At 71.7% G+C, this 13184-nt stretch carries 12 protein-coding genes and 1 pseudogene; 12 read left to right on the top strand and 1 reads right to left on the bottom strand.

The features are described from left to right. Positions 1-314: 314 nt before the first annotated feature. From DR046_RS24890 to DR046_RS15455, 12 genes and pseudogenes are all read left to right on the top strand, one after another. A pseudogene (locus DR046_RS24890) lies at positions 315-685 on the top strand (ArdC-like ssDNA-binding domain-containing protein); the annotation flags it as partial. Between the two features lie 54 nt (positions 686-739). Continuing rightward, positions 740-1333 carry an ArdC family protein gene (locus DR046_RS15505; RefSeq protein WP_370816286.1) on the top strand — a complete coding sequence of 198 codons (594 nt, stop codon included), beginning with the start codon at positions 740-742 and terminating at the stop codon, positions 1331-1333. 301 nt (positions 1334-1634) lie between these two features. Then, positions 1635-1820 carry a DUF3768 domain-containing protein gene (locus DR046_RS23700; RefSeq protein WP_167767136.1) on the top strand — a complete coding sequence of 62 codons (186 nt, stop codon included), beginning with the start codon at positions 1635-1637 and terminating at the stop codon, positions 1818-1820. A 138-nt stretch (positions 1821-1958) separates the two neighbouring features. Then, a complete protein-coding gene (locus DR046_RS15495) occupies positions 1959-2816 on the top strand; it encodes a ParB/RepB/Spo0J family partition protein (protein WP_115383310.1) in 858 nt (285 codons plus the stop codon). A gap of 135 nt (positions 2817-2951) precedes the next feature. Next, positions 2952-4058 carry a hypothetical protein gene (locus DR046_RS23695; RefSeq protein WP_167767135.1) on the top strand — a complete coding sequence of 369 codons (1107 nt, stop codon included), beginning with the start codon at positions 2952-2954 and terminating at the stop codon, positions 4056-4058. Between the two features lie 94 nt (positions 4059-4152). Next, positions 4153-8427: a strawberry notch-like NTP hydrolase domain-containing protein gene (locus tag DR046_RS15485; RefSeq protein WP_115383309.1), complete on the top strand. Its 4275-nt coding sequence runs from the start codon at positions 4153-4155 to the stop codon at positions 8425-8427. Positions 8428-8867: 440 nt separating this feature from the next. Beyond that, positions 8868-9125: a YjhX family toxin gene (locus tag DR046_RS15480; RefSeq protein WP_115383308.1), complete on the top strand. Its 258-nt coding sequence runs from the start codon at positions 8868-8870 to the stop codon at positions 9123-9125. Then, entirely contained in the window at positions 9125-9640 is a 516-nt protein-coding gene (locus DR046_RS15475; protein ID WP_245190962.1) for a GNAT family N-acetyltransferase, read from the top strand. Before DR046_RS15480 ends, DR046_RS15475 begins: the two co-directional genes overlap by 1 nt. A 158-nt stretch (positions 9641-9798) precedes the next feature. After that, positions 9799-10506: a DUF736 family protein gene (locus tag DR046_RS15470; RefSeq protein WP_115383306.1), complete on the top strand. Its 708-nt coding sequence runs from the start codon at positions 9799-9801 to the stop codon at positions 10504-10506. Positions 10507-10599: 93 nt separating this feature from the next. After that, the gene (locus DR046_RS15465; RefSeq protein WP_135227311.1) at positions 10600-11130 is read left to right on the top strand and encodes a hypothetical protein; all 531 of its coding nucleotides are present in this window, start codon (positions 10600-10602) and stop codon (positions 11128-11130) included. A 207-nt stretch (positions 11131-11337) separates the two neighbouring features. Then, positions 11338-12471 carry an IS256 family transposase gene (locus DR046_RS15460; RefSeq protein ID WP_167767134.1) on the top strand — a complete coding sequence of 378 codons (1134 nt, stop codon included), beginning with the start codon at positions 11338-11340 and terminating at the stop codon, positions 12469-12471. A gap of 40 nt (positions 12472-12511) precedes the next feature. Next, complete coding sequence (locus DR046_RS15455) at positions 12512-12718, top strand: hypothetical protein (RefSeq protein WP_115383304.1); 207 nt, start codon at positions 12512-12514, stop codon at positions 12716-12718. Between the two features lie 11 nt (positions 12719-12729). Here DR046_RS15455 and DR046_RS15450 read toward each other — a convergent pair. Then, on the bottom strand, positions 12730-13184 hold a 455-nt coding region (locus DR046_RS15450; protein WP_209313598.1), incomplete at its 5' end, for a transposase.

Here is a 13184-nt window from a genome sequence, read left to right as displayed (position 1 = left end):
TTGTTTGGCTGAACCGACAATCGACGTTCGAGCGAAGCATGCGCAATGGCCCTTCGACATGCCATTGTGTTTCGGATGCACCGGTGTCCGTGATCGTGACGATCCTGCACATGCATGGAACGACCGCCGCCCTCCCACGGTATCTGGAGCCCCAGAATGCCCTCCGGCCTCCTCCGACGTCGTCTCCATTAGGCTCGTAGCCCCAGGGTCCGGGTTTTAGCTCGACCGGGCGTATGCGTCCCCATCGTACAGACAGGAAAGGGTAAAGGCTGCCGCCTTCCCGGGTGTTCACCCACCCGGAGGAGGAGAGGCCGATGGCCCGGACCCCGCGCAAGACCCATAGCCGTAGCACTGGGCACAAGCCCGACGCGGCGCACCTCATCACCGACGAGATCGTCACCCTGCTCGAGAAGGGCACCCTGCCCTGGCGGAGGCCCTGGCGCATGGCGGGGGCGGCGTGCCTTTGCGCCACGGGGGCGAGGGCTACCGGGGGATCAACGCGTTCCTGCTCGGCATGCGCGCGGCGCTGATGGGCTACACGAGCCCCTACTGGATGACCTTTCAGCAGGCCCGGTCGATGGATGCCTGCGTCCGCAAGGGCGAGCGCTCGAGCGTGGTCGTCTACTACGGGACGGCGAAGGCGAGGGCAGCCGAAGACGGGGGTGACGTAGGCCGTCCGGGCTCCGACGAGGGTGGCGACGGAGACGGCGGCGCCTACCGCTTCCTCAAGTCCTACCGGGTGTTCAACACGGCGCAGATCGACGGGCTCGACGCGCGGTTCCACCCGGAGCCGGAGGGCGACCCGGCGGACGGGCCGCGGCCGATCCCCGCCTGCGAGGCGTTCTTCGACGCGATCGGCGCGGACGTGGCCGTGGGCGGCGACCGGGCCTGCTACGTCCCCGCCCTGGATCGCATCCACATGCCGCCGCTCGAGCGGTTCGAAGGGGCGGAGCGCTACTACGCCACGCTCGGTCACGAGCATGTCCATAGAACGAAGACAAAGGACCGGCTCGACCGTTCGTTCGGCGCCTCGACCTTCGGCAACGAGGCCTACGCGAAGGAGGAGCTGGTGGCGGAGCTCGGCGCCGCCTTGCTCGGGCAGTGGCTCGGCTTCATGGCGGACCATCTGGAGGACCACCCGGCCTATCTCGGGTCGTGGCTGACGGTGCTCCGGGGCGACAGGCGGTTCCTGTTCCGCGCGGGGGCGCATGCGCAGCGGGCGGTGGACTGGATGGTCGAGGCGGCGGCGCAAGGCGGGGTGACGCTCGACGCGCCGGGGGCGGAGCTTGCCGTGGGAGAGGACCCGGAGCCGGACGCCGACGTCGCGGCCTGACCAGTCCCTCCCGTTCCCTATCCCGGGCCGTCTCCGCAGAGCCGGAGGCGGCCCTTTCCGGCGTGGTCCCCAGCACGAGGAGAGAGACCATGCCGAACGACACTTCACCCACAATGGACGAGCGCGTCCCCGACGCGGCCCGCATCGCCGCGCAGAACGACGCCTTCCGCGCCCATGCCTGCGGGGGCGTGCCCTACCGGCCGGGTGGCGATCTGCGCGGCTGCCTGCTCTGCACCGCCGCCGTGGCCGCCGAGGGGATGCCTTCGCCGCCGCCTGCCGCGCGGCCGTGGCGGCGCAAACGGTGTTCCCTGAGGAAGACGACCCAGACGGGCTGCACGACTTCGGCGCGGTCGAGGTCGCGGGCCGCCGGGTCTGGTGGAAGATCGACCTCTACGCCGACGAGACTCTGGCCTGGGGCAGCGAACGGCCGGACGATCCCGCCCGCACCGTCGGGGTGCTGACGATCCTCTTCCCCGAGGACTGGTAGGGCCGCCGGCGGGGCGTCGGACGCGGCGCGCCGCCCCGGCCGTCCCGCCCGCCCCGAGCCTCCGCCCCCGAAAGGGATCGGGGGCTTCCTTCGGGGTGTGGCCGATCCGGCCACGAGAGAGAACCCGGAGACGAACCGATGCCGATCGCCAAGACCGCCACGCCCGAGCTGACCGACGCCCATGTCGCGCTGAGGGACCTGCACCTCCACCCGCTGAACGCCCGCGCGGCCTCGCCCGAGGCCTACGACGCGCCCGACATCCCCGTCCTCGCCGCCTCCATCGCGACGCTGGGGCTCCTGCACCCGCTCATCGTCCAGAAGGTGGAGATCGACGGCAGGCCCGTCTTGGGCGTGCTAGCCGGCGGCCGACGCCTCGCCGCGCTGCGGCTGCTGGCCGAGGACAAGGCCGCCAAGGGCTGGACCGTCACGACGAAGATCGCCTGCCGCGCGCTCGGCGAGGACATCGCCGCGGCCATCGCGATCACCGTGGCAGAGAACGTCACGCAGGCCCCGATGGACCCGCTCGACGAGTACGAGGCCTTCGCCCGCATGATGGAGAGCGGCGGGCACGACGTCGACGGCATCGCCGCGCTCTTCGGCGTCGAGCGCCGCCGGGTGACCGAGCGCCTGCGCTACGGCCGCGTCCACCCGGACATCCGCGCGGCCGCCCGCGCCAAGCGCATCTCGCTCGACGTGATGAAGGCCTTCGCCGCGCATCCCAATCCCGGCACGCAGTGGGCGGTCTTCGAGGCGACCGAGGGCCAGTATCGGCAGGCCTGGACCATCCGCGACCGGCTGGAGAAGGCGGGCGTGAAGCTCGGCTCCGAGCTCGGGCGCTTCGTCGAGGCCGAGTACCGCGCGGCCGACGGGCCGGTCGTGGCCGACCTGATCGAGGAGGACTCGGTCCTCGGCGACGGGGCGCTGGTCGAGCGGCTGCTCATCGAGAAGCTCGGCCGGGTCGCCGAGGCCGAGCGGGCCCGCATGGGCTTCGCCTGAGCCGAGGGGCGGCGGACGGCCGACTACCAGGCGCTGCGCGACCACGGCCGGACCTATCCGGGCGCGATCGAGCCCGAGGGCGAGGCGGCCGAGCGGGCCGCGGCCATCGCCGACCGTCTGGTAGCCCTCGACGCGGTGCGGGACTCGGCCGAGGCCGAGGACGACGGCACGGACTTCGACGCGCTGGAGGACGAGTACGCCGCCCTCATGCAGGAGTACGAGGAGCTGACGACGGGCTACGCGCCCGAGCAGTTGGCCCGGGCCGGGGTCATCGCGCATTGGGCGCATGACGGGGTGCAGTTGATCCATGGGCTGATCCGCCCCGCCGACAGCGCCGCGCCCAAGGGGAATATCGCGTCCGGGGGCCCGGCCGGGAGCGCCGATGCGGGCGGCGGGACCGCCGCCGCGGGCGCGGGCGAGGTGGACGAGGGCACCGCCGCCCTGGAGGTCGCCGCCTCGCTCGCGACCGACCTGCGCACCGAGCGGGCCATCGTGATCGGCGCGGGTCTTGCCGCCGACGCGGCGCTCGCCGTCGACCTCGCACTCTTCAAGATCGCCGCGGACCTCCTCCACGCGCCGATGCCCGCCCTGTCCTGGGCGCTCGGGGTGAAGGCGAGCAGGGGCGAGCGTCCGCATGGGCGCCTGGGCGGCATGGACCAGCGCCCGGCCGAGGCCGTCGCCGTGCTGCGGGAAGCGCTGGACCTGACATGGTGGGACGGCGCCACGTCGGTCGCCGACCGGTTCGAGGCGTTCCGCCTGCTCGACGCGGACATGAAGGCCCGCATCGTGGCCGTCGCCATGGCGGAGGCCATCGCACCCTCGGAGATGGCGCACGGCGAGCCGCTGCTCTCCCACGTCGCCCGGCAGGTGGTTCCCGACCTGCGCGCCGCGTGGCGGCCCACCGGCGAGGCGTTCTTCGCGCGGATCAGGAAGGCACAGCTCCTGCACCTCCTCGCCACTAAGCTGAAGCCGCCGGAGGAGGCCGTGCGGCTCGCCACGGCGAAGAAGGTGGACATCGTCGACTACCTCGACCGGCTCTTCGCCGCGCCCTTCGCGACGCTCACGCCCGAGCAGCGCGCGACGGTGGAGACCTGGTGCCCGCCGGGGATGGAGATCCCCGCGCCCCGCGGCGGCGAGGCGGACCTCTCTGGGGACGGCGATCCCGAGGTCGATATGGACGAGGAGTTCGGCGCGGAGGACGAGGACCCCGCGCAGGACGGCCCCGCGACCCAGGCCGCCTGACGCTTAGCCGTCGCGCGCGACCGGAGCCGCCCCGCCCGCAGAGGGAAGGGCGGCTCCTTTCCGGCGTGATCCCTCAGCCCCACGGAGAGCCCCGGTGAAGCGCCGCCACATCCCGATCCTGCTCGACCGGCTCCGAGCCGCCCTCGCCGTGGGCGATCTCACGAACGCCGCGCTGGCTGCACACCTGTCCGACGTGACCGGCGGCAGCGACGCCGCGGGCGCCTGGTCCTGGCGGCAAGCCTACGACCTCGTGCAGGCCGCCGCGATCCTGGCGGACGGGGAAGACGGCGCGGGCGACGACTGCCCCGCCGCCCGCCTCGCGCGGCTCACCGACGCTGCCGACGCCCGCGCGACCGAGACCCGCCGCTCGGAGACGCAGGTCAGGCTGCAGCAGTTCTCCACCCCCCTGCCCTACGCGCATGTCGCGGCCGTGGCCGCCGCGATCCGCCCGGGCGACGTCGTGCTGGAGCCCTCCGCCGGGACCGGCGCGCTCGCGCACATGGCGCGGCGCGCGGGCGGGCATGTGGTGCTGAACGAGCTCGACCCCTTCCGCGCCGCGATCCTGGAGGCGGTGTTCCGGACCCGCGCCACCCGGCACGACGCCGAGCGCATCGACGACCTGCTCCCCCGCGACCTGTGCGCGGACGTGGTGCTGATGAACCCGCCCTTCTCGTCCTCGGCCGTCCGGGTGGGCGATCCCACGATCGCCCTGCGGCACGCCCTGTCGGCCGCGAGGCGCCTCGTCCCCGGCGGGCGGCTCGTGGCGATCCTGCCGCGCGCCGCCTGCGACGCGCGCCAGCCGGTGCTGTGGTCGCGGCTGACGCGACTCGTCGCGCCGCGGCTGCACCTCGTACTGCCGGGGAGCGTCTACCGGAAGATGGGGACGAGCGTGGAAACCGCGCTCCTCGTCGCGGACCGCGTTGGAGAAACGGCCGTTCCGACCGCCGACGTCTTCCCGGAGCCCGTCGCGGATCTGGCCGCCGCGCTCCAGGCCGTCCGAACCCGCCTTCCGGAGCGCCCCGCCCGTACGCCGCGCGCCGCATCGGCGGCGGCCCGGCCTGCCCGACTGGCGGGGCGAAACCCCGGCACACCACCGCGCCCGACGGGACGTGCGGCGCCGTCGCCCCGCCCGGCTCCGGCACCGCGCACCTCGGCGCCTGCGCCGATCCCGTTCACCGTCCATGCCACGCCCCGTGCGAACGAGGCCGTCTCGGACGTCTACGCGCGCTACGCCCCGCAGCGGATCGCGATCGAGGGTGCCGCCCCGCACCCCTCCCCGCTCGTCGAGAGCGTCGCAATGGCCGCCGTCGCGCCGCCGGTCCCCGTCTTCGCGGAAGGCGCCGGCCCCGTCCTGCCCCCGTCGATCATCGCGGAGGGCACGCTCTCCGCCGCCCAGCTCGAGACCGTCGTCATGGCCGAGGCCGCGCACGGCACCGACCTGCCCGGCCGCTTCGCAGTGTCCGACGACTGGACGGAGATCGCGCCCGCCGCTCAGGCCCCCGGGGACGCCGAGCGCGGCGTCGCCTACCGCCAGGGCTACTTCCTCGGCGACGGCACCGGCGCCGGGAAGGGTCGGCAGGTCGCCGGCGTGATCCTCGCGGGCTGGCTCGCTGACCGGACCCGCGCGGTCTGGATCAGCAAGTCGAAGACCCTGATCGAGGACGCCGTGCGCGACTGGTCCGACCTCGGCGGCGCGCCGACCGACATCGTGCCGCTGGAGCGCTGGAAGCCCGACGAGCCGATCACGCTCGGCCGCGGCATCCTCTTCGTGACCTACGCCACCCTGCGCAGCATCGGGCGGACGGGCCGGTCGCGCCTGGAGCAGCTGGTCGAGTGGTGCGGGCCGGACTTCGAGGGCGTGATCGCCTTCGACGAGGCGCATGCCATGGCCAACGCCGCCGGGTCGTCGGACGGGGAGCGCGGCGGTACCGCCCCGTCGCAGCAGGGCATCGCCGGACTGCGCCTGCAGCTGGCCCTGCCGCGGGCGCGCGTCCTCTACGTCTCCGCCACCGGGGCGACGAACGTGTCGAACCTCGCCTACGCCACGCGGCTCGGGCTCTGGGGTCCGGGTCAGGCCTATCCCTTCGCCACGCGCGAGGACTTCGTCGCCGCGATGGTCGCGGGCGGGGTCGCGGCGATGGAGGTGGTGGCGCGGGACCTGAAGGCGCTCGGGCTCTACACCGCGCGGGCGCTGTCGTTCGACGGCGTCGAGTACGACATCCTCGAGCACCGACTGACCGAGGGTGAGCGTGCGGCCTACGACCGCTTCGCTCGGGCCTTCAAGGTGATCCACCAGAACCTGCACGCCGCGCTGGAGGCGACCGGCATCGTCGACGAGGAGAGTGGCGTCTCTGCGGGTGCGGCCAAGGCGTCGGCGCTCTCGCGCTTCGAGAGCATGAAGCAGCGTTTCTTCGGTCACGTGCTCAACGGCTTCAAGGCGGGCACGCTCATCCGCGCCATTGAGGCCGACCTCGCCGAGGGCTGGGCGCCGGTCGTGCAGATCGTCTCGACGGGCGAGAGCCACCTCGACAGGGCGATCGCGGGGGCCGACGGCGACGACCTCACCGAGGCGCACCTGACGCCGAAGGAAGTCGTGATTCACTGGCTGCTTGAGGCCTTCCCCGTCCACGCGCACCAGCTCGTCGAGGTCGACGGCGTGACGGTGGCCGAGCGGCTCTTCCACGAGGACGGCACGCCGGTCGTCTCGCGCGAGGCGGAAGGACTGCGCGACGCCGCCCTGTTGGAGCTCTACACCACGGCACCCATCCCCTCGGTTCTCGACCGGCTGGTCTGGCACTTCGGGGAGGAGCGGCTGGCCGAGGTCACGGGTCGTTTGAAGCGCTCGGTCCGCCTGCCTGGCGGCGGGCTGAAGGTCGTCACTCGCTCGGCCACGGCGAACTCCGCCGAGGCCGCCGCCTTCATGGCCGGCACCAAGGACGTGCTGCTCTTCACCGACGCAGGCGGGACGGGGCGGTCCTACCACGCCGCGCTCGGCACGGGGGCCGCGGATCGCCGCCGTCGCCACTACCTCGTCGAGCCCGGCTGGCGCGCGGCCGAGGCGATCCAGGGGCTGGGGCGCACGCACCGCTCGGCGCAGGTCACGCCGCCCTGGTTCCGCGTCATGACCACGGACGTGCACGGCGAGAAGCGCTTCACCTCCACCATCGCGCGTCGGCTCGACACGCTCGGCGCGCTCACCCGCGGCCAGCGGCAGACGGGCAGCCAGAACCTCTTCCGCGCCTCCGACAACCTGGAGAGCGTCATCGCCCGAAGGGCGCTCGTCGCGCACTACCGGGAACTCGCCACGAACCGCTGCGAGGCGATGCCCTACGAAACCTTCCTCGCCTGGACCGCTCTCAGGCTGACCGACGCCGAAGGCGTGGTTCTCGACGACCTCCCGCCGATCCAGCGCTACCTGAACCGGCTGCTCGCGCTGCCGATCGACATGCAGAACGCGCTCTTCGGCGAGCTTACCGCCAAGATCGAGCAGCAGACCGAGCGCGCCCGCGCCAACGGCACGCTCGATGTGGGGATCGAGACTTTGCGCGCCGACCGCATCGCCGTGGTCGAGGAGGCCGACCTCTGGACCTGCCCCAAGTCCGGCTCGGTCACGCGCACCGTCACGCTGGAGACCGAGACCGCCGTCCACGTTCCCTCGGCCGAGGCCGCGCTGTCGGACCACGCGGGCGGCGGACGGATGGTCCCCATGCGCAACGCCGCCTCCGGCAAGGTCGCGCTCGTCTCCGCCCGGCCCTACCAGGTCTTCGAGGACGACGCCTTCGCCGAGATGCGCGACCTGCGGCGGCCGACGGGCCGGTCCTCGGTCACGGAGGACGCATTCGACTCGTCCCACTGGGAACCGGTGGACCGGGAGACCTTCGTCCGTCTTTGGGACGCCGAGGCCGACACCCTCCCCCGCGTGGCGACCGGGCGGCTCGTGCTGCTCACCGGCCTGCTCCTGCCGCTCTGGCGCGACGTCCCCTCCGACAGCGAGCGCATCTGGCGCGTCACGCCCGAGGACGGGGTCGCCCGCATCGGCCGGGCGATCTCGCCGGAGCAGGCGGTCGTGCTGCGCGCTCGGTTCCAGGGCGGGGGCGGCACACCCGCCGAGCTGGTCGCCGCCGCCATGGCCGGGGACGGTGCGGTCGAGCTCGGCCGCGGGCTGACGCTACGCGCGCGCCGGGTCGCGGGGGCGAAGCGCCTGGAGGTCGAGGGCTGGCGGCCGGAGCAGGTCGACGACCTGAAGGCCGCGGGCTGTTTCACGGAGATCGTCGCCTTCCAGCTCCGCGCCTTCGTCCCGGTGGGCGAACGCGCCGAGGCGGTGATCGAGGCGATCCGTGCGGGTGGTGCCATGAAGGCCGTGGCGTAAAGCCCTGATCCGTCATGCATGATCGGGGACCGGATCGGTTGCGCGCTCTTCGAAGACCGACGAACGACCTTCCGCGAGTTCGGTGGCTCGATCATGGAGCTGACCAAGGAAGCGGGGATCTGCGTTTCCGTCGACGACGAGCGGACCACACGGACCACGGCCGACCGGTATGGTAACCGGGCGCGCCGGGCGATTGCCGGAATCAGATCTGTCAGGTACTGCACGGTCAGCCGGGCCGTCGCCCGGCACAGGAGCCTTGATGTTCGAGACTGCGGGCAATCGCTGAGTCCACGACCCGCCTGACGAGGTCCAACCCGTTCATCGGCACACCGCCGGTGGCGCCTCGAGCCCTGCGGGATCGCTGGACGAACTGAGACGACCTCCCGCCCGCGCGTGATGCCGGGGGGCGGTTCCGTTCATCCGAACTCGAGCCCAAGCCAATGAACATCTCCAAATGCGAGCAGCGCGTGCTGCACGTGCTCGCGCTCGGCGGCGCGATCCACTTCGAACGCCTGCCTTCCGGCAAGGTGGTGCAGGTCGCGTGCCATACCCGCGAAGGTCACGTCCTCGACGACTGCACGCTGTCGGTCTTCGACCGGCTCAAGAAGCGCCGCCTCATCCGATCCACGAACGGCAAGCCCTACCGCGCCACGCGAGCCGGCATCGCCGCCGTGCGCTCGGAACTCGACCAACGCTGATGGAAAGGACCATTCTCATGGCCGCCAAGATCGACACCTCCCGCATCCACATCCGGCCATTGAAGAAGGTGGACTTGCCTGTCGTCGCCGAGATCGTCGATGCGAACGAAATGTTCTCGTCCGAGATGCTGGACGACATGAGCTCGGGCTTCCTCGCGGCGCCCGACCCCGACGCCGCCGAGAGTTTATGGCTGATCGCCACGCTCGACGGCATGCTCGCAGGGTTCGTGTTCGCCGCACCCGAGCAGCTTGCGGACGGCGTTTGGAACATGCTCGCCCTTGCCGTCTCCCCTGCCCACCAGGGCGCGGGGATCGGAGCGGCGATCACCGACGCGCTCGAAGCGCGCCTTCGGGCGCGGGGCGACGCGCGGATGATGATCGTCGATACCTCCGGGGCGGAGCGCTTCGCGCTGACGCGGGAGTTCTACGAGAAGCGCGGCTACGAGCCCGAAGCCCGCATCCGCGACTACTGGGCGGAGGGCGACGACAAGGCCACCTTCCGCAAGACCCTGTAACGGCCTGCGGCGGGGCGTCCGTGCGGTGCCCCGTCCGTCTCGCGGCGCTCCGGACGGGCAGACAGCTCTCATGCCAGGCGCCGGACCGGAAAGGAGGGAGGCGGCTTCGCCTTCGGGCGATCCATCCCGGATCGGAAGAGACCCCAGGAGACAGACCCATGATCGCAGGAACCCTGACCCGGAACGCCGACGCCGAGACCTTCACGTTGAGCGTCGGCACGATGCTCTTCGACCTCGCGCGCCTGAGCGTCGTGCCGAACGCCTACAAGACCGCCGACATCCACCCCAACCATCACATCGAGGTCCGCACGCCGCGCGGCCGGACGATGCGCGTCGGCAGCATGTGGTCCGCCGTCTCAGAGCGCACGAAGCGCGCCTACTACTCGCTCGCCCTGACCGACCGGATGGGCCGCACTTGGCGCATGAACGCCGTGCGCGACGAGGAGATGCCCAAGGACGACTGGCGCATCGTGCCGCTCGCCGGCGGGACGGCGCAGCCCATCGCGCTGACGGGGCGGATCGAGACGCTGGACGACGGCAACCTCGCGGGCTCCATCGGCGGCTACGACTTCGACATGGATTTCGTGGCCGTCGAGAACGCGCATAAGGGGTCCGACGACCACCTGGACTGGCACATCGAGGCGCGCTCGCCCGCCGGGCGGATCGTGCGGATGGGGTCGATCTGGAAGGCCACCTCCCAGCGGGGCAACGCCTACCTGTCGATCGCTTTCCACGCCCCGATGGGCAGCCAGCACCGCGCCAACGCGCTCGCGCGCGAGGAAGACGGGTCGGGCATGTACGAGGTCGTCGACCTCGCCCCGCTCGCGCCCGCCGGGTCCGGCAACCCGTCCGGCCTCGCCGCCTGACCGCTCGCGCCGACCGGTCCGACCCGGGGCCGTCCCTCCCGCGCACTGGGAGAGACGGCCCCGGCCTCCGTTACGCTCACCACGGAGGAAGAGATGACACCCCGATCGAAGCCCGTCCCGAGCCGCGCCGCGCCGCGCGGCGACACCCTCGGACCCGACACGACAGCGACCCGCGCCGCTCCCTGCGCACGGGAGGGCGGACCGATGGGTGAAGGGCTCTACCGTCATCCCGACGGCCGCACAGTCTACGTCGAGCCGTTCGAGGACATCGACCCGGGCGACGATCCTCTCGCCCGGGAAGCGTGGCGCGACCTCGGCGAGGCGATCGCGTCTCGCCTGTCGGATGCCTGGGAGCGCGTGCCGCGGGCCTGGAAGCGCTCCGGCGAGCGGATCGCGATGCGAAACGGCCTCCACGAGGTCTGGCTCCACGAGGACAGCTGCGCGCGCGTCCACGTCACCTTCGGCATCCGGGGCGACCTTCCCGACACCGACGCGCTCGCCCGCGCGACGATGTTCGTCCGTGCGGAGGCGTTCTTCGACCGCCTCGCCTGCCATTACGACCTCCGCGTCCGGACGAGCGCCTGGACCAGCGCCAGGCGCGTCTCGCGGAAGCGACCGACTTGAGCCGGATCGAGATGGTGCCCATGAAGGTCTGCGGGCGTCGCGAGGAGTCCAGCGTTAGCGCTCGAGGTGTAAGGCGCGGTACTGTACCGTGAGGTCTGAAAATTGGGTTCTGCCCGGTCGCGCTGAGCCATTGCCGGGGCATGCCCCGGCAATGGCTGCCCATTCTGGTGTTCCATGGAGTTGCAACACACCCATGGGAGACAGAGCATGGACGAGCGGAAGGGTACGGCGGTCGAGGCCCTCTTGGAACAGCTGATCGAGCAAGGCCCGAACGACATCGCAGGCGTCTTCGCCCGCGCCTTCGAGCTGGCGATGGAGCTCGAGCGCGAGCGGTTCCTGCGCGCGGGGCGCTACGAGCGCACGCCCGAGCGCCAAGGCTATGCCAACGGCTACAAGCCCAAGCGGGTCGACACGCCCGCCGGCAGCGTGACGGTGCAGGTTCCCAAGACGGCCGGGCATGGCGACACGCCGTTCTACCCGCAATCCCTGGAGCGCGGGCGGCGCTCGGTTCGCGCCGTGATGCTCGCTGCGGCCGAGATGTACATCAAGGGCGTCTCTACCCGGGACGTCGAAGCCGTCATGGCCGAGTTCGGCATCGAGAGCCTGTCCTCCTCGCAGGTGAGCCGGGCGACCAAGCTGCTGGACGAGGACTTGCAAGCCTGGCGCGACCGCCCGCTCGGCGAGACGAGCTACCTCTTCCTCGATGCACGCTACGAGAAGATGCGCCATGCGGGCGTCGTGCGCGATGTCGCCGTGCTGTCCGCGATCGGCATCGGCCCCGATGAACGCAGGCGCGTCCTCGGCGTCTCCGTGGCCCTGTCGGAGGCCGAGATCCACTGGCGCGGGTTCCTCGAAAGCCTCATGGCCCGCGGGCTGCGTGGCGTGACCTACGTCGTCTCGGACGACCACGCCGGCCTGCGGGCCGCCCGCCGAGCGGTCCTCGGGGGCGCGACCTGGCAGCGCTGCCAGTTCCACCTGGCCCGCAACGCCATCCACCACGCCCCCAACACCGAGATCCGCAAGCGCATCGGGCGCCAGCTCAAGACCATCTGGGCCGCCGACGACCTGGCCCGGGCCGAGACCGCGCTCGCCGACCTCGTGACCGGCTACCGCGACAGCGCGCCGAAGTTGGCCGACTGGCTGGAAGAGAACGTCCCCGAGGGGCTCGCCGTCTTCACGCTGCCCGAGCACCACCGCAAGCGCCTGCGCACGTCCAACCCGATCGAGCGCACGGTCCAGCAGGAGCTCAAGCGCAGGAACGTCAAGATCCGCGTCTTCCCAAGCGACGACGCCCTGCTACGGCTCGTCAGCGCCGTCCTCGTCGAGATCGACGAGAAATAGGCCTCCGATACGAAGGCCTACATCAAGTGGGAACGCCAGGATGCGTGAGCCGGCAAAGCCCGAATTTCCAGACCTGGGGTTGCTCTATCTCATCGTCGTGACCGTCTGCCCACCCGTTTTCGAGTATAGCCGCGAGTTCCAGGCGCGCGCAGCCGACGAGCTCGATATGCTGCCGGAGGGGTCGGCAATCGCCAAAATGCTATCCGACTACAGCGTAATGCGGGAGCAAGCGCGGGCATGTCATTGATACCAACGGCCCTACCTTCTGACCGCTTTGGCGTATTCGCGGTTGGTGATGGATCGGACGCGGTCGGGATCGCCTGCGAAGAAGTTCCAGGCTTCGCAGCATCGGGTGAGGATGTCGTCCCGGGTGTCCATGGTGGAGATGGCGAGGCGGTTGGCGCGCAGGTAGGCCCGGACGGTCTCGATCGGGTTGAGCTCGGGAGCATAGGGCGGGAGCGGCACGAGCGTGAGGTTCTCCGGGACGACGAGCGCTTTGGCGGCGTGCCAGCCCGCGCCGTCGAGGACGACGACGGCATGGGCCTCGGGGGCGACGGTGCGGGCGATCTCGGCGAGGTGGGCGGACATGCCATGCGTGTCGGCGCGCGGCATGACCAGCGCGGCGGTGGCGCCCCGGGCGGGACAGGCGGCGCCGAAGAGGTAGGCCCATTGGTAGCGGGTATCGCGAGGCGCGGGCGGTCTGCTTCCCCTGG

This window comes from Jannaschia formosa (assembly GCF_003340555.1).
GTDB lineage: Bacteria > Pseudomonadota > Alphaproteobacteria > Rhodobacterales > Rhodobacteraceae > Jannaschia > Jannaschia formosa.
The sequence above is the reverse complement of the archived record's forward strand: the minus strand, read 5'-3'. Positions and strand labels throughout refer to the sequence as shown.

Bases quoted from the DNA above. Each gene is read 5' to 3' on its own strand.
- DR046_RS15495 (WP_115383310.1), top strand. From the start codon at position 1,959: ATGCCGATCGCCAAGACCGCCACGCCCGAGCTGACCGACGCCCATGTC.
- DR046_RS15480 (WP_115383308.1), top strand. From the start codon at position 8,868: ATGAACATCTCCAAATGCGAGCAGCGCGTGCTGCACGTGCTCGCGCTC.
- DR046_RS15475 (WP_245190962.1), top strand. From the start codon at position 9,125: ATGGAAAGGACCATTCTCATGGCCGCCAAGATCGACACCTCCCGCATC.
- DR046_RS15470 (WP_115383306.1), top strand. From the start codon at position 9,799: ATGATCGCAGGAACCCTGACCCGGAACGCCGACGCCGAGACCTTCACG.
- DR046_RS15465 (WP_135227311.1), top strand. From the start codon at position 10,600: ATGACACCCCGATCGAAGCCCGTCCCGAGCCGCGCCGCGCCGCGCGGC.
- DR046_RS15460 (WP_167767134.1), top strand. From the start codon at position 11,338: ATGGACGAGCGGAAGGGTACGGCGGTCGAGGCCCTCTTGGAACAGCTG.
- DR046_RS15455 (WP_115383304.1), top strand. From the start codon at position 12,512: ATGCGTGAGCCGGCAAAGCCCGAATTTCCAGACCTGGGGTTGCTCTAT.